This is a genomic window from Dactylosporangium sp. NPDC049140, assembly GCF_040648435.1.
In genome coordinates, this window is the sequence record NZ_JBEZDS010000008.1 from 37,109 (window position 1) to 56,661 (window position 19,553).

18 protein-coding genes are annotated in these 19,553 nt (G+C 71.9%); 15 read left to right on the plus strand and 3 right to left on the minus strand.

Annotated features, from left to right (window positions below):
* Positions 1-47 precede the first annotated feature (47 nt).
* From AB0B76_RS15390 to AB0B76_RS15430, 9 genes are all read left to right on the plus strand, one after another.
* Positions 48-1,235 (plus strand): FAD-dependent monooxygenase, encoded by a 1,188-nt coding sequence (locus tag AB0B76_RS15390; protein WP_360374982.1) that lies wholly within the window; start codon positions 48-50, stop codon positions 1,233-1,235.
* 105 nt (positions 1,236-1,340) lie between these two features.
* Positions 1,341-1,661: a MarR family winged helix-turn-helix transcriptional regulator gene (locus AB0B76_RS15395; protein ID WP_360375467.1), complete on the plus strand. Its 321-nt coding sequence runs from the start codon at positions 1,341-1,343 to the stop codon at positions 1,659-1,661.
* 826 nt (positions 1,662-2,487) lie between these two features.
* Complete coding sequence (locus AB0B76_RS15400) at positions 2,488-3,894, plus strand: hypothetical protein (protein ID WP_360374984.1); 1,407 nt, start codon at positions 2,488-2,490, stop codon at positions 3,892-3,894.
* Positions 3,891-5,399 (plus strand): NADH-ubiquinone oxidoreductase-F iron-sulfur binding region domain-containing protein, encoded by a 1,509-nt coding sequence (locus AB0B76_RS15405; RefSeq protein ID WP_360374986.1) that lies wholly within the window; start codon positions 3,891-3,893, stop codon positions 5,397-5,399. The genes AB0B76_RS15400 and AB0B76_RS15405 overlap by 4 nt, the downstream gene beginning before the upstream one ends.
* Positions 5,400-5,403: 4 nt before the next feature.
* Positions 5,404-5,994, plus strand: coding sequence for a sigma-70 family RNA polymerase sigma factor (locus AB0B76_RS15410; RefSeq protein ID WP_360374988.1), 591 nt, complete (start codon positions 5,404-5,406; stop codon positions 5,992-5,994).
* 119 nt (positions 5,995-6,113) lie between these two features.
* A complete protein-coding gene (locus AB0B76_RS15415; RefSeq protein WP_360374990.1) occupies positions 6,114-6,761 on the plus strand; it encodes a hypothetical protein in 648 nt (215 codons plus the stop codon).
* An 86-nt stretch (positions 6,762-6,847) separates the two neighbouring features.
* Complete coding sequence (locus AB0B76_RS15420) at positions 6,848-7,669, plus strand: DUF4142 domain-containing protein (RefSeq protein WP_360374992.1); 822 nt, start codon at positions 6,848-6,850, stop codon at positions 7,667-7,669.
* A gap of 164 nt (positions 7,670-7,833) precedes the next feature.
* Positions 7,834-8,397: a hypothetical protein gene (locus tag AB0B76_RS15425; protein WP_360374994.1), complete on the plus strand. Its 564-nt coding sequence runs from the start codon at positions 7,834-7,836 to the stop codon at positions 8,395-8,397.
* 391 nt (positions 8,398-8,788) lie between these two features.
* Positions 8,789-9,004, plus strand: coding sequence for a hypothetical protein (locus tag AB0B76_RS15430; RefSeq protein ID WP_360374996.1), 216 nt, complete (start codon positions 8,789-8,791; stop codon positions 9,002-9,004).
* A gap of 108 nt (positions 9,005-9,112) precedes the next feature.
* On the opposite strand, the gene AB0B76_RS15435 is transcribed toward AB0B76_RS15430, so the two are convergent.
* From AB0B76_RS15435 to AB0B76_RS15445, 3 genes are all read right to left on the minus strand, one after another.
* The gene (locus AB0B76_RS15435; protein ID WP_360374998.1) at positions 9,113-10,321 is read right to left on the minus strand and encodes a DUF6596 domain-containing protein; all 1,209 of its coding nucleotides are present in this window, start codon (positions 10,319-10,321) and stop codon (positions 9,113-9,115) included.
* Positions 10,322-10,378: 57 nt separating this feature from the next.
* Positions 10,379-11,023 carry a LysE family translocator gene (locus AB0B76_RS15440; RefSeq protein ID WP_360375000.1) on the minus strand — a complete coding sequence of 215 codons (645 nt, stop codon included), beginning with the start codon at positions 11,021-11,023 and terminating at the stop codon, positions 10,379-10,381.
* Between the two features lie 484 nt (positions 11,024-11,507).
* Positions 11,508-12,824, minus strand: a complete 1,317-nt coding sequence (locus tag AB0B76_RS15445; RefSeq protein WP_360375002.1) for an MFS transporter — start codon at positions 12,822-12,824, stop codon at positions 11,508-11,510.
* Between the two features lie 66 nt (positions 12,825-12,890).
* Between AB0B76_RS15445 and AB0B76_RS15450 the strand changes: the two genes are divergently transcribed.
* From AB0B76_RS15450 to AB0B76_RS15475, 6 genes are all read left to right on the plus strand, one after another.
* Positions 12,891-13,940 carry a winged helix-turn-helix domain-containing protein gene (locus AB0B76_RS15450; RefSeq protein WP_360375004.1) on the plus strand — a complete coding sequence of 350 codons (1,050 nt, stop codon included), beginning with the start codon at positions 12,891-12,893 and terminating at the stop codon, positions 13,938-13,940.
* 120 nt (positions 13,941-14,060) lie between these two features.
* Positions 14,061-14,477 carry a VOC family protein gene (locus AB0B76_RS15455; protein ID WP_360375006.1) on the plus strand — a complete coding sequence of 139 codons (417 nt, stop codon included), beginning with the start codon at positions 14,061-14,063 and terminating at the stop codon, positions 14,475-14,477.
* 10 nt (positions 14,478-14,487) lie between these two features.
* The gene (locus AB0B76_RS15460; protein ID WP_360375008.1) at positions 14,488-15,759 is read left to right on the plus strand and encodes an adenosylmethionine--8-amino-7-oxononanoate transaminase; all 1,272 of its coding nucleotides are present in this window, start codon (positions 14,488-14,490) and stop codon (positions 15,757-15,759) included.
* Between the two features lie 351 nt (positions 15,760-16,110).
* Positions 16,111-18,138, plus strand: a complete 2,028-nt coding sequence (locus tag AB0B76_RS15465; protein WP_360375010.1) for a glycosyl hydrolase family 28-related protein — start codon at positions 16,111-16,113, stop codon at positions 18,136-18,138.
* Positions 18,139-18,481: 343 nt separating this feature from the next.
* On the plus strand, positions 18,482-19,030 hold the full coding sequence (locus AB0B76_RS15470; protein WP_360375012.1) for a hypothetical protein: 549 nt from the start codon (positions 18,482-18,484) through the stop codon (positions 19,028-19,030).
* Positions 19,031-19,064: 34 nt separating this feature from the next.
* Complete coding sequence (locus AB0B76_RS15475) at positions 19,065-19,499, plus strand: YbjN domain-containing protein (protein ID WP_360375014.1); 435 nt, start codon at positions 19,065-19,067, stop codon at positions 19,497-19,499.
* The last annotated feature ends 54 nt before the right edge of the window (positions 19,500-19,553 follow it).

Sequence of the window (19,553 nt, forward strand, 5' to 3'; positions counted from 1 at the left end):
AAGCGTTTACCGTCCGGTAGGTAAGTAAATGATTCGGGAGGGTGGACATGCGCGTACTCATCAGCGGGGCCAGCATCGCCGGACCCGTCCTCGCCTACTGGCTGCACCGGGCCGGCTTCGAGGTCACCGTCGTGGAGCGCACGGCATCGCTGCGCACCGGCACCGGCGGGCACCCGGTGGACCTGCTCGGGCCCGCGGTCGAGGTGATCGACCGGATGGGGCTCGGCGACGTCGTCCGGGCACACCGCACCCGCACGGACCTCATGGCGCTGGTGCGCCCGGGCAAGCCGGACGTCACCATCCGCGCCGCCGAGCTGCTCGCCGGCATCACCGACCGGCAGATCGAGATCATGCGCGGGGACCTGGCGCAGATCCTGCACGACGCGACGAAGGAGCAGGTGGAGTACCGCTTCGACCGGACCATCACCGGCATCGAGGACACCGCGGTGACGTTCTCCGACGGCTCCCGGGAGCACTTCGACCTGATCGTCGGGGCCGACGGGCTGCACTCGGGGGTGCGGCGGCTGGTGTTCGGCGACGAGCGGGGCTACCGGCACTTCCTCGGTGCGTACCTCGCCGTCTACACCGTTCCCGCGTTCCTGGAGACGCAGACCGTCCTGACGTACAACACCGTCGACCGGGCGATCGCGATCTACCCGACCAACGACCCCGCCCGGGCGCGGGCCGCATTCCTGATCCGCAGCCCCGAGCTCGAGTACGACCACCGGGACCTCGCGGCCCAGCGCCGGCTGCTGCGCACGCTCGCGGACGGGCTCGGATGGGAGGTACCGCGGCTGCTCTCGCACCTCGACGAGGCCCCCGACTTCTACTTCGACGAGATCAGCCAGATCCGGCTCGGCTCGTGGTCGCGCGGGCGCGTGACGCTCGTCGGGGACGCGGGCTACGGCCCCGGGCCGGCGGTCGGCGGCGGGAGCAGCCTCGCGCTGGTCGGCGGCTACGTGCTGGCCACCGAGCTCGCCGCGGCGGGCGGGGACCACACCGTGGCCTTCCCGGCGTACGAGGCCGCGATGGCGGCCACGGTCGAGGCCAGCCGCCGCATCGGCCCGTCGGTGCTCGCGACGCTCGTCCCGCGCAGCAACCTGCAGATCTGGGCGATGGCCCAGGCGATGCGCCTGCTGCCGCGCCTGCCGGCCTTCGCCCAGCGGCGGCTCACCGCCTTCGGCGGGGGCCCGGCGGCGATGCTGGACGGCGTGCAACTGCAGCCGGCTTTATAGTCGGGAACTATCGAACCCACCGACCTCGGCGTCCTCTCCGCGCAGGTCCTCTTCTCGCTGCAGAAGGAGCTGTTCGGGCACCTGGCCGAGCAGGGGCACCCGCGGCTGCGGCCCCGCCACGGCGCCGTGCTGGCCTACCTCGACCCCGAGGGCAGCCGGGCCACCGACCTGGCGGCCCGGTCGGGCCAGCACAAGCAGGTCATCGGCACGCTGGTGGACGAGCTGGAGGAGCTCGGATACGTCGAGCGCCGCCCCGACCCCCAGGACCGCCGGGCCAAGCTCGTCGTCCCCACCGACCTGGGCCTGGACCAGGCGCACAAGTCGCGGGTCATCCTTGCCGGCATCGAGGCGCGGCACGCCGCGGAGGTCGGCGAGGAGGCGTACGCCGCGTTCAAGACCGTCCTGATCCGCATCGCCAGGGGGTGAATCCGCAGCCGTTTCCCGGATGAGGCCGCCCGAAGCCCGGTAGGAAGCGGGGCATGACCCTGCTCGCGGAACGGGACAAGTCCGACACGGACCGCGGGCGGCCCTTCCGGGTCCGGTGGGGGTCGGGGTGGTGGCCAACATGCACTGCGCCTAACCGAGGACGACATCATGCCTCCGTCGCCCGACCTGTCACGCTACGCGACGCTGATGTTCCGCTCCGGCGCCTGCGGGGTGCACCACCTCGGCCGACCCCGTCGTACACACGTTCTATCCACAGGCTGTGGATAGAACGTGTGTACGAACTCCCGGATGGCCTTCTCGCGCCGGTTGTGCGGGCCCGAACGACGTGATCATCGATCGGCTCAAGGGTTTCCGAAAGAAGCCCTAACGGTCACTTAAGCAATGGTTCACGAACGGCGGGCCGTTACGGTTCGAAGTGGATCGGTGACATTAGTTCTCGAGGGTCGCGCCATGTGTGACCAATGCTCGACAAATCGGACAATTACCCCCGGCGCGCGGCGTGGGAGCGCTCCTTAACGGTGACCTTCGATGTCCAGCGATCAATAAAGAGGTTTAACAGACTTTGAAATGAGGTGTGTGGATCATGTTCCGCAAGCGTGGAACCGCTCGATGAAACTTAAATTGACCCGTTCCTCAGCCCCTGCCTAGGTTGGTTTCGCCGGCCGGTGGAAACCGCCGGAAACCAGCTCGACAGGATAGAGGAACTGCAATGGCTCAACCGCACCCGTCGGGCTCCGGCGGGGGACAGGCACCACGCGGTCGATCCACACGGGGCGGTCCGCCGTCCGCGGTCAACGTCGGGCTCGTGGCCCTCGCCGGGCTGCTGCTGCTCGGCGTGGCGACCGGCGGCGGGCGCGAGACGATGACCCAGCTCTTCGGATTCCTGGTCTTCTACTGCGGCGTCTTCACCCTGGTCTCGCTGACGCTGTCGGTCATCGTGGGGCTCGTCGCGACCGACCGCATCATGCTCGTGGCCCGGCACCGCGTCTGGGTCCAGTCGGTGCACCGCACGCTCGGCATCACCTCCGTGGCCATGCTCGGCCTGCACATCGCGACCGAGGTGATGGCCGCGCGGGTCAGCGTGGTCGGCGCGCTGGTGCCGTTCACCATGGCGCCGTTCACCATCGGCGCCGGGTCGGTCGCGGCCTACCTGATGATCCTCGTGATGTGGACCGGCATGGTCCGCGCCCGCTTCGCGCAGACCGGCAAGCCGTGGATGTGGCGGCCGCTGCACGCGACGGCGTACCTCTGCTGGCCCGTCGCCCTCTGGCACGGCCTCAACGCCGGCCGCCCGCCGGCGGTCTGGGTGACCGCCAGCTACCTGCTGCTGGCCTTCCTCACCTTCGTGGCGCTCGGGCTGCGGCTGTCCGTCGAGCGCAACCGGCGCCGGCAGCAGCTCGCCGCCGATCGCACCACGACCCTCATCGCGCCCGTGGGGCGGCCGGAGCCGGTCGGGTACGAGCGGCGCGCGCCTCGCACGTCGCGCTCGGCGAACCGGTTCCGCTGGGACGCGCCGCCGGCCGATCAGCAGTGGGCGGCGGAGGAGCGGCCGGCGGACCTGCGCGCCGACTACCGGCGCGAGGCCGTTGCCGACGTGACGCCGGTGACCGCGATCCCATCCTATGTGGACAGTTTCGTCGAGGCCCCGGTCCCTGCCTCTGCCCCTCGCTTCGTCGAGAGCCCTCGCTTCTCGGACGGCCCGCCGCGCTTCTCCGACGATCCCCCGCGCTTCTCGGCCGAAGCCCCGCGTTTCTCCGATGAAGCCCCGCGTTTTGCCGAGGGGCCGCGCTTCTCGGACGATCCTCCTTACGAGCCCGAGCACCTCGTCGAGGCCCCCTACGAGCCGGTGTACGAGCCGATCGAGGAGCCGGTCCAGACCTACCGCGGGGTCGCCGCTCCGATCCAGGGCGACTACGACCCCTACGCCGCCTACCCTGAGCCGTCCAAAGTGGACGACACCGCGGGGATGTCGCTGCGGGACCGGTTCGCCGCGCGCCGCTCGGCCGCCGCGGCGACCGCCGCCGCCGAGGCGGAGCAGGACCGCTACGCCGACGACGACACGCCCACCCTGGTCAACCTCGACACCCGGCGCGAGCTGCGCCGTCAGGAGCGCGAGCAGGCTCAGAAGAGCGTCAGCCGCGGCCGGCGCTACCGCGACGACGATGACGACGACGTCGCGTTCTGGAACCGCATTCGGGGCGAGGCCCGATGAGCTCACGCAGTCGTGGTGCTACCGCGACCGCGGCGCCGCAGGTGCCGACGGTCCTGACGATCGGCCCGGCCCGGCTCACCGCCGGGCTCGACCGGGCCGAGCGGCTGGACCTGCGCGCGCACCAGCAGGTGCACGGCCCGATCGGCCCGCTGGCGATGCGTGGCCTGCTCGAGCTCGCCGAGGACATCCGGCTCACCGGCCGCGGCGGCGCCGGCTTCCCGTTCTACAAGAAGGTCAAGGCCGTCGTCGACGTCGTCGAGCGGCGCATGCTCGCCCCGTACGTCGTGGTCAACGCGACCGAGGGCGAGCCGGCGGCGTGGAAGGACAAGGTGCTGCTGACCCGCGCGCCGCACCTCATCCTCGACGGGGCCGCGCTCGTCGCGTGGGCGCTGCGCGCGGTGGAGATCGTGCTGTGCGTGGCCGACGACGGCGTGGGGGAACGCTCGCTGCTCAACGCCCTGGCCGAGCGCGACATGCCGGTGCCGTCCCGCGTGGTGCGGGTGCCGCACCGGTTCATCTCCGGCGAGGGCGGCGCCCTGGTGCAGGGCATCAACGGCTTCCCGCACATCCCGCCGGGCATCAAGCGCCGGGCGGCCGAGGCCGGCGTGGCCGGGCAGCCGACGCTGCTGTCCAACGCCGAGACGTTCGCGCAGCTGGCGATCGCGGCCCGGATCGGGCCCCGGCGCTACTGCGAGGTCGGCGACGGAGAGAACAAAGAGCCGGGCACGGTACTGCTCAGCGTCACCGGCAGCGCCCGGCACCCGGCCGTGGTCGAGTGCCCGACGGGTACCCCGCTCGAGGAGGTGCTCGACCTGTGCGGCGTCCCGGCCGGGCCGGCCGTGCTCACCGGCGGCTTCCACGGCCGCTGGCTCGACATGGCGGGCGCGGCGCGGGCCCAGGTCTCGCGCCGCGGGTTCCAGGCGGTCGGCGGGGCGCTCGGCGCCGGGATCATCCTGCCGCTCGGGCCGGACACGTGCCCGGTGGGCGAGGTGGCGCGGGTGGTGCGGTACCTCGCGGCCGAGTCGGCGGGCCAGTGCGGCCCGTGCCGGCTGGGCCTGCCCGACCTGGCCCGGGCCGTGGACGGCCTGGCGACGGGGTCCGGCGACGCGGCCGTCGTGCGGCAGGCCGCGGCGGCGGTCAAGGGGCGTGGCGCCTGCAGCCATCCCGACGGTACCGCCGGATTCGCCACCTCCGCCCTGGAAGTCTTCGCGGACGATCTCGCCCGCCACGCCCGGTCCGGCGACTGCGGACGCCCGGTCGCCGGGGTGCTGCCGGTGCCCACCGCCCGTGACGAGGGCGGCACGCGGCGGCTGCACGTCGACTGGTCCCGCTGCGACGGCCACGGACTGTGCGCCGACGTGGCCCCGGACCTCATCCGGCTGGATGGCAACGGCTATCCGGCCTTCATGGACGCACCCGTGCCGGTGCGGCTCGAACCCGTTGCCGCGCAAGCGGTGGCGATGTGCCCGGCACTCGCGCTCCGCATGGCTGCCCCGAAACGGTGACGTGATGATCGAGGCATATGGACGCCGCACCGCGCGGCACACCTCCGGCCCCCGCGACGCGGACGACGAGCTGCTCGTCGCCCTGTACCGGGAGCACGCCGACGCCCTGCTGCGCTTCGTCGCGCGGCTGACCGGCGGCGACCGGCAGCGGGCGGAGGACATCGTGCAGGAGACTTTGCTGCGGGCCTGGCGCAACGCGGACCGGTTCGACCACAGCGCGGTCGGCTCGCTGCGCCCGTGGCTGTTCACGGTCGCGCGGCGCATCGCCATCGACGAGCACCGCAGCGCTAGCGCCCGGGCCGGCGAGACCTTCGGCCAGGACCTCGACGAGCTGTGGCTGGCCGACCTCGCGCAGTCCGACGAGACCGAGCGCGTGCTGGCCAACATGGTGGTCATGGACGCCCTGCGCAGCCTGAGCCGGGCCCACCGCGAGATCCTGGTGGAGACCTACCTGCGCGATCGCACCGTCAACGAGGTGGCCGAGCTGCTCGGCCTGCCGCTGGGCACGGCGAAGTCCCGGGTGTACTACGCACTGCGCTCCCTGCGCGCGGCGCTGGACGCTCGCAAGGGTGGTACGGAGCGCGGCGCCCGATAGTTCGAATACACGCCCGGCAATCTTTGTGAACTTGTCCACTGTGGAACCTTCAGTCTCGCGCCCCTCGGCCGCCCGTACCACTTGGCGGAACACGAGACACGCCAACCGAGGAGGATCCAGTGGCAGCAACCAGGCTCACCGCCACCGTGGCGGGATGTGCCGCGGCGGCGGCCGCGCTGGCCGCCCTGACCGCGTGCGCGCCGCAGGGCGCGGGCGCCGACAACGCCTACGATGCGGCGGCCCAGGCGCAGGCGCCGGCCCTCAATGATGTGGCCGGGGAGAGCCTCGCGCCGGTCAGCACCGCGCCCGCGGCCCCGCTGACCACCGCGCTCAAGGCGGCGTCGATTCCGAAGATGGGCAAGGTCGTCACCGACCAGGACGGGTTCGTCCTGTACCGATTCGACAAGGACACCGCCAAGCCGCCGAAGTCCAACTGCGTCGACAAGTGCGCGCAGGTGTGGCCGCCGGCGCTGACCGACGGCAACCCGGACCTCACCGGTGTCGACACCGCGGTCGTCGGTACCGTCACCCGCGCCGACGGATCCCGCCAGATCACGCTCGCCGGTTGGCCGGTCTACCGCTACATCGGCGACCCGAAGCCGGGCGCCTGGAAGGGTCAGAACGTCGGCGGTGTCTGGTTCGTCGTCGCGCCCGACGGCAAGAAGAACCTGACCTGCCTGCCCACGCCCGCGCCCACCGCGGTGCAGCCGCCGGCCGCCTCGGCCGAGCCGACCGCCACCGGTAACGGCGGGTCCGGCGGCTACTGATGTACTCCGTCGAGCCTGACGGCGCCGGTTCCCGGCCGTGGCCGCGCCGCCGTACCTGGCCCTGGTGGGTCCTGATCGCCGCGGCCGTGGGCGTCATTCTGGGCGTGCCGTCCTGGCGCGCCGCGCTGACCGGCGGTCAGGCGGGCTCGGCGAACGCTCAGCAGACCGCTCCGGCCGCCGCGTACGGCCCGGCCTCGCCGGCCGCCCAGAACCCGGTGCAGGTCGCCGCGACCGGAACGCAACCGGCCGGGGCCCTGCCCTCGGGGTACACCATGACCAGCTTCGGCCCGCTGGGCCCGGTCGACCGGGAGTTCCTGACCAAGGTGCGCCAGGCCGGGCTCTGGGAGGGCCCGGCCGGCACCATGGCGCAGTCCCGGGCCGCCGATGAGAAGGTCAAGGAGGTCGGCAAGCAGCTCGCCACCGACCACAAGGGCCTCGACCAGCAGGTCCGGCAGGTGTCGGCGCAGCTCGGGGTACCGCTGCCGGACAAGCCGAGCGACGAGCAGCAGGGGTGGCTCAACGAGATGAACGCCGCCACGAGCGGCGAGCAGTTCGACGACGTCTTCTCCAACCGGCTGCGGGCCGCGCACGGCAAGGTCTTCGCGCTCGTCTCGCAGATCCGCTCCGGCACCCGCAACGAGCTCGTGCGGACCTTCGCCCAGACCGCGGTAAACGTCGTGATGAAGCACATGACGCTGCTGGAGAGCATCGGCAACGTCAACTTCGGCGCGCTGCCCGAGCCGGTCAGCGCCGCGGCCCCGGCCAAGAAGAGCAACGCCACGCCCGCTTTTGCCCTGCAACCGGACGCCGTCTGGGCGATCGCCGGGGTGGCCGTGGCCATCGGCGCCTTCGCCGCGTTCCGCATCTTCCGCGGGAGCCGGGGTTCCCGGCACCGCACAGCGTACTGATTTTCTGTACCGTCCATCTTGGACGCTTGATCCTCGGCGCCGTCGAGTGCAAGGAAGGCCTCGACGGCGCCGAGCCCATCGGCTTTCACTGCTCCCCATCGACTGTTATCGTGCGCTAGGCCCCCGTGGAGGGGCCGGTTACCGACGCACACGGGGAGGACGCGGTGACCAACGGGGGTAGTGCCTTGCCAGTCGGCGAGGTCCCGATGGAGGTTTCACAGGCCGCTCAGGCTCGCGGGCTCGGCCCGCTGGTGAGCGAGCGGCAGCTGGCCAACATGCGCAACCGGTTCCTGCTGTGGCTGGTGATCGCCCTGGCCTGCCTCGGCCTGCTGATCGGCGTCAGCGCGATCGGCAGCAAGATGAGCGTTTTCGACGCGATGTACTCGGTCGTCCGGTTCATCGGCCTTTTCTTCTGTTTCGGCATGGTGTTCGCGATCGGCACCGCCATCCGGACGCTGGTCGTGGGTAATCGCGCCTATTTTGTCTACAGCGAGGGCTTCGTCTACCGACACAACGGGAAGGTCCGGGCGTTCACCTGGCCTGAGACCACCGGACTGCAGTCGGTGCTCGGCAAGCGCGGCGATGCGGCCGGCAAGCTGAGCCACTACAACCTGCTGGTCCAGGGGAGCGAGCCCATCATGATCCCGATCCAGATCGTCAACGGGCGGGACGAGTTCCTCGACCACCTCATGGCGGCGCTGAACCGCCACGGCCGACCGATCACCTGACAGGACCACCATGCAACCTGGATATCCACCCTCAGATCCGCAGCAGCCGCCGCAGTACGGGCAGCCGCAGCAGCCTTACTCGGCGCCGCCGGCCTATGGGCAGCCGCCGAACTCGGCGCCGCCGGCCTATGGGCAGCCGCCGCAGCAGCAGCCCTATTCGGCGCCTCCGGCTTATGGGCAGCCGCCGCAGCAGCAGCCTTATTCGGCGCCTCCGGCTTATGGGCAGCCGCCGAACTCCGCGCCGCCGTCTCCCTCTCCCCAGAGTGGGCCGCCGGCTTACGGGGAGCAGCCGGGTTACGGGCAGCAGCCCGCTTATGGGCAGCAGCCGCCGGCTTACGGGCCGCCTCAGCAGCCTTATGGGCAGCCTCAGCAGCCTCAGCAGCCGCACTACATGCAGGTGCAGCAGTCGTCCGAGGCGAAGAGTGCGCTGGCCTCGAAGGGCCAGCGGGAGATCGTCTTCGGTCTCATCTGGATCGCGGCCGGCATCGGCATCACGGTGTGCACCTACGCGGCGGACATCCCCGTGTACGTCGTCGCCTGGGGCCCCATCGTCTGGGGCGTCATCCAGGTCATCCGCGGTGTGATCAACCTGGGCCGCGGTCGCTGACGCGTTGCCGCCGGGGTGCGGTTCGTCCGCACCCCGGGGGTTCTCGGCTCGGCCGAAATTGTCGTACCCCGCCGCTAGCCTCATCCCCGAAACACGTTGCTTCACAAGTCAAGAGGGGATGGCGGCGGCCTTCTGCTCGAGGTACCGCTGCTCGGGAAGACTGGTGGTGCGCTTGGCGGCGAGGGCGTACCACTCGCGCGCCTCGCCGGGAGCACCGGCCATCTCCAGCAGGTGCGCACGCACGGCGGCCAGGCGGTGGCTCGATGCCATCCGGTCGTCGGCGTCGAGGGTCGCCAGCAGGTCCAGCCCGGCCCGCGGGCCCTTCACCATGGCCAGCGCGACGGCGTGGCTCAGGGTGACCATCGGGTTCGGGGCGACGCGGGCCAGCAGCTGGTAGAGGACCAGGATCTGGGGCCAGTCGGTCGCCGCGGTGTCGTCGGCCTCGTCGTGGACCGCGGCGATCGCGGCCTGCAGCTGATAAGGGCCGGGCGAGCCCTGCGGCAGTGTGCGCGTGATCAGGTCGGTGCCCTCGTCGATCATCGGGCGCAGCCAGAGTGAGCGGTCCTGCTCGGTCAGCGGGACCAGGGTGCCGTCGGGTCGTGTGCGGGCCGGGCGGCGGGCATCGGTGAGCAGCATCAGGGCCAGCAGGCCGGCGACCTCGCCGTCGGCCGGGAGCAGCCGGTGGACGTCGCGGGTCAGGCGGATGGCCTCCGCGGTGAGGTCGCCGCGGTGCAGGTCGGCCCCGGAGCTCGCGGTGTAGCCCTCGTTGAAGATCAGGTACAGCACGTGGAGGACGACCTCCAGGCGGGCCTCGCGCTCCTCGGGCGGCGGCGGTGCGAACCGCGCGCCGGCCGACTTGATCTTCGCCTTGGCGCGGCTGATGCGCTGGGCCATGGTGGCCTCGGGGACGAAGAAGGCGCTGGCGATCTCGGCGGTGGTGAGGCCGCCGACCGCGCGCAGGGTCAGCGCGAGCTGCGACGCCTGCGACAGGGCCGGGTGGCAGCACAGGAAGAGCAGGGTGAGCGTGTCGTCGCGGTCGGGCACCGCGTCGGACGGCTCCGGCTCGAGGGCGGCGACGGCCTGCTCCCGCCGGCGGCGGGCGTCCTCGGAGCGGAACTGGTCGGTGAGGCGGCGCACGGCGACAGTGATGAGCCAGCCACGCGGGTTGGCCGGGGTGCCCTCGGCGGGCCACTGCAGGGCGGCCGCGAGCAGGGCCTCCTGGACGGCGTCCTCGCAGGCGTCGAACTGGCCGTACCGCCGGATCAGGATGCCCAGCACCTGCGGGGCGAGCGTGCGCAGCTCCTCCTCGACCGTCACAGCCTCATCTCTACACCACCGCCGGCCGGGGCCCGCGCGCCCGTCACCTCGAGGGCGTCAGACCGCCATCGGGCGGGCCTTGTCGGTCGCCAGCTTCACGGCGATCAGGCCGAGGAGGGTGCCGGTGACGTACCGCTGGGCGCGCAGCCAGGCCGGGCGCCGGGCCAGGAACGCCGCGATGGAGCCGGCCGCGCCCACGATCCCGGTGTTGACCAGGAGGCTGACGACGATCTGCACGCCGCCGAGCAGGAACGCCTGGGCCACGAGATGACCCGCGTGGACGTCGACGAACTGGGGGATCAGCGAGGCGTACATGATCGCCGCCTTCGGGTTGAGCAGGTTCGTCATCAGGCCCATCGTGAACAGCCGGCGGTTCGAGTCCGGCGGCAGCTCGACCGGGGCGAACACCGACGTGCCGCCGGGGCGGACCGCCTGCCAGGCGAGGTAGGCCAGGTAGCCGGCGCCGGCGAGCTTGACCGTCGTGTACAGGGCCGGCACGGCGGCGAAGACCACGGAGAGCCCGGTCGCGGCGAGGGCCAGGTAGACGAGGAAGCCCACGGCGACGCCGCCGAGCGAGGTCAGGCCGGCGCGGCGGCCCTGGGAGATGCTGCGCGAGACGAGGTACATCATGTTCGGGCCCGGCGTGAGAACCATCCCGAGCGCCACGAGCGCGACGCCCGCCACCGCACCGACAGAGATCATGAAGCCCACGATGCCCCGCCGGTCGGCTACGGAGAACGGCCAATCCATGAAGAGTGGCGTACGACGGCGGGCGTAGGCGCGGTTACGCCCGTCGGGCCACGACTGGCGGCCGCGGATTTGCCAGGCTGATGGGGTGCGATTCACACCGAGATGGCGCAAGGCGATCCTGACGCTGCACGTGGCCACCGCGGTCGGGTGGCTCGGCACCGACCTGGTGCTGCTCACGCTCGGCATTGCCGGGCTGAGTGGGGCCGCCGACCGGGCGGTGGTGTACCCGGCGCAGGGGCTCATCGGCATCGTGCTCTTCGTTCCGCTGACTTTCCTGGTGTGGCTGGTCGGCGTGGTCAACGCCGTCGGCACGCCGTGGGGGCTGGTCAAGTGGTGGTGGGTCGCGGTGAAGCTCGGCATCGTGACGGTGATGCTGGGACTGGTCGTCTTCGCGCTGTACCCGAACCTCGCCGACGCCTCCGACCTGGGCGCCGCGCTACCGGCCCAGCAGCGCCTCAACCTCGTCATCGCGCCCGCCGTGTCCAGCTCGCTGCTGCTGTTCGCGACGGTCCTGTCGACGTACAAGCCGTGGGGCCGCGCCCGCCGCGGAGAGCAGGGTGGCCACGCCCAGCAGGCCGACGACCAGGCCGGGTCGCAGCGCCTCGGCGAGCAGGCCGGCCAGCGCCGGTAGCAGGCCCTGCGCGGTCATCAGGCCGGTGCTGAGCAGCCCGAACGCCTGGCCACGGCCGTCGGCGGGCAGCGCGTCGCGGAACGCGGCCTGCACGCCGAGGCCGAACGCGAAGCCGACCCCGACGAGCACGAGCGCGGCGGCGAGCACCGGCCACGCCGGCTGCCCCGCCCGGGTCGCGGGGAGGGCGAAGACCAGGCACGGCAGGCCCATGAGCGCGATGAGGGCCGGAACGAGCCGCTCGCGCCGCGCGGGTGCGAGCAGCCGGCCGACGACCAGGTTGCCGCCGACCATGCCGACCGGGATCGCGGCGAGCAGCCAACCGGCGACGCCGACGGGGAAGCCACGGTCGGCCGCGTACGGGACCATGAGCGCCTCGGCGCCGGTGATGAACGCGGGCGGGAGCCATTGGACGAGCAGCAGGCGGCGGACGGTCCGGTCGCGCAGCAGGGCCGCGTTCCCGCGCCAGCTGGCCGCGGCGAGGCCTTTCGGCCCGGAGGCGGTGCGGATGCCGGCCCGAGGGGCGGTGGGCCGGTCCGTGACGTGGGCGGGGGGTCGGTCGGCCAGCGACAGCCGGGTCCAGACCGCGGCGATGATGTGGCCGAGCGCGGCCAGCAGCATCGCGTCGCGTCCACCCAGGACCGCGACCGCTACGCCGGCGCCGGCCATGCCGACGAGCTGGGCCAGCGAGGAGGCGACGTTGGCGAGGGAGCGGCCCAGCACGTACGCGTCGCCGGTGAGGGTCTCGGCGATGAGCGCGTTCTGGGCCCCCATGAACACCGGGGTGAGCAGCGCCCCGGCGGCGACCAGGGCCAGGGCGGCCCAGACCGGCAGCGCGAAGGCGGCGAGCAGCGCGGCGACGGCGGCCTCGGCGAGGTAGCCGAGCACGATCAGCGGCCGCGGCCGGATGCGGTCGGCCAGGGCACCCAGCACGCTGGCCCCGAGCAGCTGGGGCAGGAAGCCGATGCCGTACGCGAGGGCGGCCAGGGCCGGCGAGTCGGTGGCGGCGTAGACGAGCAGCGAGAGCGCGACGATGCGCAGGCTGTCGGCCAGGATGCTCAGCGTCCGGGTGCCGAACAGCACGCGGAACGTGCGATCGCGCAGCACCGCCGTGTACGTGGTCATGCTCCTCAGCCTCACCACGCGCCGCGTCGCGGGAGAATCATTCGTCCCTGGACGTAAGGTCGGGGCATGCTCCGGCTCGCGGTCGCCGCCGACGACCTGCTGCACACCCGGTTCGCGGTGTCGCCGCTGTTCGAGCTCGGCGCGCTGCTGCGGCGACTGAGCGGGCTGGCGCCGCTGGGGCCGTTCGCGCGGCTGCGGCCCGCCTACGAGCGGCTGCGGGCCGAGACGGACCTCGACGCGGTGGTGGCGTTGCACACCGCGCGGTACGGGGCCGACTTCGTCGGTTCGCCGCCGGCCGGGATGCAGCAGACGTGGCAGGACGACCTCGCGGCCGTGCGGGCGACGCCGCTGCCCGTGGCGCGCCGGGAGATCGCGCGGGCGTTGTCCGCGGGGCCGCGGATCGGCCCGGCGGCGCTGGCCGTGCTCCGCGCCGACGACGTGGTGCCCCGGCTGGCCGCGGCGCTGGAGGAGGCGTGGCTGACGCTGCTGGCGGCGGACTGGCCGCAGCTGCGCGCGATCTGCGAGAGCGACGTGGTGTACCGCGCGGGGCGGCTGGGCGAGGGCGGCTGGGCGGCGGCGTTCGCGGGCCTGCACCGACGCGTGCGCTGGCACGACGGGGCCGTGGAGATCACGGTTCCGTCGGAGCCGCCCGTTGCGCCGACGGTGGCGTCCGATGCGGCGGCGGGGGTCGCCGGTTCGGTCGCGCGGGAGGAGGTCGGCGGGGCGGGCGTGCGGACGGTCGCCTCCGACGGGGCCGGGCTGTTGCTGGTGCCGTCCGCGCTGGTCTGGCCCGGGATCGGGATCTACACCGATCCGCCGTGGCGGCGGGCGCTCGTCTATCCGGCCCGCGGGGTCGCGGCGCTCTGGGAAGGGGCGCCGGTCAGTGGCGGGGCGCTCGGGGAGCTCGTCGGGCGGTCGCGGGCCCGGCTGCTGCTGGCTCTGGAGGAACCGGCCAGCACCACGCAGCTCGCGGGGCGGCTGGGGCTGGCCGCCGGGGCGGTCGGTGATCATCTCGCGGTGCTGCGGCGGTGCGGGCTGGTGCGTTCGGCGCGGGCGGGGCGGTCGGTGCTGTATCGGCGTACGGCCCTCGGGGACGCGCTCGCCGCCCAGGCTTGAACGGCTCCCGGCCATCGGTGTCGGCCTTAGCGTGAACCTTTTCCGCATCGGGGTCCCGCGCCCGCGCGGCGAACTAGGCTGCGGTTAATCGCGCCCGTCACACGACCAAAGGAGTTTGCTGTGGCTTCGAGGCTCAACCCGTACATCAATTTCCGGGGCAACGCCCGACAGGCGATGGAGTTCTACCAGAGCGTGTTCGGCGGCGAGCTGCGCATGAACACGTTCGGCGAGTACGGCTCCGACGACACGGCGATCGCCGATCAGATCATGCACGCGCAGCTGGAAAGCCCGATCGGGTACACGATCATGGCGTCCGACACGCCGCCGAACATGACGCTCACCCCCGGTGACCACATCACGGTCAGCCTGAGTGGCGACGACGCCACGGAGCTGCGCGGGTACTGGGAGAAGCTGTCCTCCAGCGGCAAGGTCTCGATGCCGCTGGAGAAGCAGATGTGGGGCGACGAGTTCGGCTCCTGCGTCGACCAGTTCGGCATCCAGTGGATGGTCAACATCACCCAGCCGCAGGCTGACTAATCTCGGGGGCATGCCCACCGAGGATGAGCTGACCGCGCTCGATCGCGAGCACGTCTGGCACCCGTACGCTCCGATGCCGGCCACGCAGCCGCCGCTGGTGGTCTCGTCGGCATCGGGCGTGCGGCTGACCCTGGCCGACGGCCGGGAGCTCATCGATGGGATGTCCTCGTGGTGGGCGGCGATTCACGGGTACCGGCACCCGGCCCTCGACGCCGCCGTGACCGACCAGCTCGGGCGGATGAGCCACGTCATGTTCGGCGGCCTCACCCACGAGCCCGCGATCCGGCTGGCCAAGACGCTCGTCGACATCACGCCCGGCCCGCTGCGGCACGTGTTCCTGTGCGACTCCGGCTCGGTGGCCGTCGAGGTCGCGGTGAAGATGTGCCTGCAGTACCACCGCTCGCTGGGCCGCACCGGGAAGCGCCGGATGCTCACCTGGCGCGGCGGGTACCACGGCGACACGTTCCACCCCATGTCGGTGACCGACCCCGACGGCGGCATGCACAGCCTGTGGCGCGGGGTGCTGCCCGAGCAGGTCTTCGTGCCGATGCCGCCGGTCGAGTACGACCCGGGCTACGTGGCGGGGATCGCCGAGACGCTGCGCGAGCACCGCGACGAGATCGCCGGCATCATCGTCGAGCCCGTCGTGCAGGGGGCGGGCGGGATGCGTTTTCACAGCCCGCGGTACCTCACCGCACTGCGCGAGCTCGCCGACGAGCACGACGTGCTGCTCGTGTTCGACGAGATCGCCACCGGCTTCGGCCGCACCGGCGCGCTGTTCGCGGCCGACCACGCCGGGGTCGCGCCCGACGTGATGTGCGTGGGCAAGGCGATGACCGGCGGGTACCTCTCGATGGGGGCCACCCTCTGCGTGCCGCGCGTCGCCGCCGGCATCAGCCGCGGCGAGACCCCGGTGCTCGCCCACGGCCCGACGTTCATGGGCAACCCGCTCGCCTCGGCCGTCGCCAACGCCTCGATCGACCTGCTGCTCGCCGGCGACTGGGCCGGCAACGTTCGCCGCATCGAGTCCGGGCTGCGCGCGGGCCTCGAGCCGGCGTGGAAGCTGCCGGGGGTGCGCGACGTGCGCGTGCTCGGCGCGATCGGCGTCGTGCAGCTCGACCACGACGTGGACATGGCCGCGGCCACGGCCGCCGCGGTCGGGCACGGGGTCTGGCTGCGGCCGTTCCGCGATCTGGTTTACACGATGCCGCCGTACGTCACGGGCGACCTCGATCTGGCCGCCGTCTGCGCGGCCGTGGTCGCCGCCGCGGAAGCGGCCTGAGCGCCGCGCGCAATCGGATCTGAGCATCGCGCCGCAATCGGTCTGAGTGCCTTGCCACGAACCCGTCTGAGCGCCGTGCGCGCCCGGGTGAAGGTGGCTTCCGTCGTCGCCGAAGTTGCCTAGTCCGTCCATTTGGGACATCGCGCCGTGCAAGAAGGCGGCAGTGTTACGCAATTATGTCGCAAGGCCTTGTGCAAGGGCGTGCGGCCGCCCTAATGTCACCTCACTCCACGGCGTCCGCTCCCACTCCGCCTCGAGCGTCCGAGGTGTACACCCCTTCACCCCGCTCGACGTCCCGCCATCTCGATGCATCTGGGTGCGACCGCCTACCCGAGAGAAACGAGTCAATCGATGTCACGGAGCACCACAGGAGCACCACCGCGGTGGTCCGCGGCGGCGACCGCGGCCGCCGTCGGCCTCGGGCTCATCGTCGCCGGTGGCACCACCGCCTACGCCGCTTCGGCGGCGCCGGCCGTGACGCGGGCGGGCCTGGACCCCGCGCTGGTCGCGGGCCGGGGCGCCAACGTCGGCTTCGCCGAGCAGGAGGCGGAGAACGCCAAGACCAACGGGGTGGTCATCGGACCGGACCGCGCGGCGTACACGCTGCCGGCGGAGGCCTCCGGCCGGTCGGCGGTCAAGCTCACGCCCGGGCAGTACGTCGAGTTCACGCTGCCGAGTGCGGCGAATGCCATCAACGTCCGCTACAGCATTCCGGACGCCCCGAACGGCGGCGGCATCACCGCGCCGCTGGACGTGACGGTGAACGGCAAGTCCAAGCAGACGATGTCGCTGACCTCGCAGTACTCCTGGCTGTACAACCAGTATCCGTTCACCAACGACCCCAACGCAGACCTGCTGCACGCCGACTGGTGGATCACCGAGTGCGGCTGCGTGCCGGCCGCCACGTCGCCGGCGCCGCAGATCAGCAAGCCGTTCCGGCCGTTCCACTTCTACGACGAGCAGCGGCTGCTGCTGGGCAAGACGTACAAGGCGGGCGACAAGGTCCGGCTCGCGGTGCCGGCCGGCAGCAACACCGCCTGGACCGCGATCGACCTGCTCGACTCGCAGCTGGTCGCCGCCCCGAAGATCGATCTGATCGCGTCGAACGTGCTGTTCTTCGGCGCGGACCCGACCGGCAAGCGCGACTCCGCGGACGCGTTCGACATGGCTGTCGCGTTCGCCAAGTGGACGCACCTGAAGGTGTACGTGCCGCCGGGCACGTACCAGGTGAACCGGCACATCGTCGTGGACAACGTCACGGTCGAGGGCGCGGGCTCCTGGTACACCATCATCAAGGGGCACGAGGTCGCGCTCAGCGAGCCCGCGCCCGACAAGTCGATCCACACCGGGGTCGGCTTCTACGGCAAGTACGCGCAGGACGGCGGCAGTCGTAACGTGCACCTGTCGGGCTTCTCGATCGTCGGTGACGTGCGCGAGCGCATCGACACCGATCAGGTGAACGGTATCGGCGGGGCGATGTCGGACTCCACCATCGACGGGCTGTACATCCAGCACACGAAGGTGGGCCTGTGGTTCGACGGCCCGATGAACAACACCAAGGTCACCAACACCACGGTCGTCGACCAGATCGCCGACGGCCTGAACTTCCACACCGGCGTCACGAACTCGTCCGTGTCGAACAGCTTCTTCCGCAACACGGGCGACGACGCGCTGGCGATGTGGTCGGAGACGACCGCGGACGCGAACAACACGTTCGACCACAACACCGTGCAGACCCCGACGTTGGCCAACGGCATCGCGATCTACGGCGGCAAGGACATCACGGTCTCCGGCAACCTGGTCGCGGACCCGATCCGCGAGGGCAGCGCGCTGCACCTGGGCACCCGCTTCGGCGCCCAGCCGTTCGCCGGCACGATCAACGTCACGAACAACACCACGGTCCGGGCCGGGACCTACGAGCTCAACTGGAACATCGGCCTGGGCGCGATCTGGCTGTACGCGCTCGAGCGCAACATGGACGCGAACATCCAGGTCGTCGGCGACAACTTCCTCGACAACACGTACAACGCGATCATGCTGGTCGTCGACTTCCCCGTGAAGGACCAGTACTCGATCACGAACGTCCACTTCAAGGACATCAAGGTGGACGGCACCGGCACGTCGGTCGTCTCGGCCCGCGTGGCCGGCTCGGCGACCTTCGAGAACGTCGACGCCCGCAACGTGGGCGCGGTCGGCGTGAACAACTGCGGCTCGTTCCACTTCACCCCGGCCGGCTCGGAGTTCTCCCTGACCGACCTGGGCGGCAACGACGGCGGCGGCACCACGGGCCCGTGGCTGGCGCCGTGGGAGCTGCCGAACACCATCACCTGCGACGACCGTCCGCCGGTCGTGGCACCCCCGGCTCCGCAGCCGTGGTGATGATCGCCTGAACCAGAGCGCCCCCGCCGATCTCCGGACCGGCGGGGGCGCTTCGTTCGTTCGTGGCGCCGGATGCGCAAAAGCGGTCGCGGGGTCCGGCGAGACCCCGCGACCGCGGCTTTGTGCGCCGACGCCGCCGAGCGGATCGCGCCTGTACACGCTCCGCCCGGCGGCCACCGTCCGCGTCGCCCCGTTCCCCCCGACTTCGACGCGGACGAGCCACCGGCATGCGACCGCCCCCCGGTCCCGAACACCTTGTGGCTGGTGGGTCCGGATAAGCGTATCTAGACGTCTAGGTGAGCGCAATTGTTGATTTGCGGAATTGTGGATTAGCCTTGCGGGCGTGCGGGGCCGCCTCTTTCCAGTCGCCGACGGCTGGTACGAATGGCGCCAGGACGAGCCCCCGCTGGCCGGGGCGGTGCTGGTGCGCGTCGCGGTGGGTGCGGGCGGCCGGCTCGTGCTGACCGGGCTGCGCATCGACGGGACGCCGAGCGCCGAGCTGCTGCGCGCCATCCCGGTCGGGCGCATCGAGGCGGCGGCCAACGCGCAGCTGGCGGCCGGGGAAGCGGCCGGAGGTACAACTCCCGTGGTCAGCCTTCGGGCCCGACCCGTCGCGCCGCCGGTGGCCGAGGACATCGGCTGGGAGATGGTCGAGCCGGCGCTGGCCGTCGTGCGCGCGGCTCCGGCCGGGCCCGGACGGCTGCGGGGGCGGCCCGACGTGTTCTATCGGCAGGTCGCCGACGTGTACCTCGAGTTCGCCGCGGCCTCGGCCCGCCCCGCGCGCGACCTGGCCGACCGGCACGGGGTGCCCGTGAGCACCGCGCACCGGTGGGTGAAGGAGGCCCGCCGGCGCGGGTTCCTGCCGCCCGGGCGGCCCGGCAAGAGCGGCTGACGGCGGGCGTGCGCGTCACTTGTATCGTGGACGCGTGTCGATAGACGGGGCCTTACGGGCGAGGGTGCACGGGCTCGTCACCGAGTACCTCGGCGGCCAGGACGTGCCCGCAGACCTCGTCGACCGGCCGATCGCGATCCGCAGCGGGACCGCGGTCGTGTATCTGCGCCTGATCGCCAGCGAGCCGCCGTTCGTGCGCGTGTTCTCGCCCCTGCTGCGGCAGCTGGCGTGCTCGCCCGAGCTGCTGGCCGAGCTCAACGAGCTCAATGGGCGGCTCAACTTCATCCGGCTGTTCTGGCGCGACGAGAGCGTGTTCGCGGCGGTCGAGATGCTCGCGTCCACGCTGGACCCGATCGAGCTCAGCAACGCCTGCGACTGGGTCGCGGACACCGCGGACTACTACGACGAGCCGCTTCGCGACCAATTCGGCGGGCGGCTGGCGTTCGACCCGGCCGAGGCCTCCGGGTAGCGGGCCTCCGGGTAGCGGCACCACACACCCGCTCCCGGAAATGTCATACCCCCG

What these genes read in the sequence shown, in the direction of transcription:
- AB0B76_RS15390 (WP_360374982.1), top strand. Translation starts at nt 48, where the DNA reads ATGCGCGTACTCATCAGCGGGGCCAGCATCGCCGGACCCGTCCTCGCC.
- AB0B76_RS15405 (WP_360374986.1), top strand. Translation starts at nt 3,891, where the DNA reads ATGAGCTCACGCAGTCGTGGTGCTACCGCGACCGCGGCGCCGCAGGTG.
- AB0B76_RS15410 (WP_360374988.1), top strand. Translation starts at nt 5,404, where the DNA reads ATGATCGAGGCATATGGACGCCGCACCGCGCGGCACACCTCCGGCCCC.
- AB0B76_RS15430 (WP_360374996.1), top strand. Translation starts at nt 8,789, where the DNA reads ATGCAGGTGCAGCAGTCGTCCGAGGCGAAGAGTGCGCTGGCCTCGAAG.
- AB0B76_RS15440 (WP_360375000.1), bottom strand. Translation starts at nt 11,023, where the DNA reads ATGATCTCTGTCGGTGCGGTGGCGGGCGTCGCGCTCGTGGCGCTCGGG.
- AB0B76_RS15445 (WP_360375002.1), bottom strand. Translation starts at nt 12,824, where the DNA reads ATGACCACGTACACGGCGGTGCTGCGCGATCGCACGTTCCGCGTGCTG.
- AB0B76_RS15450 (WP_360375004.1), top strand. Translation starts at nt 12,891, where the DNA reads ATGCTCCGGCTCGCGGTCGCCGCCGACGACCTGCTGCACACCCGGTTC.
- AB0B76_RS15460 (WP_360375008.1), top strand. Translation starts at nt 14,488, where the DNA reads ATGCCCACCGAGGATGAGCTGACCGCGCTCGATCGCGAGCACGTCTGG.
- AB0B76_RS15465 (WP_360375010.1), top strand. Translation starts at nt 16,111, where the DNA reads ATGTCACGGAGCACCACAGGAGCACCACCGCGGTGGTCCGCGGCGGCG.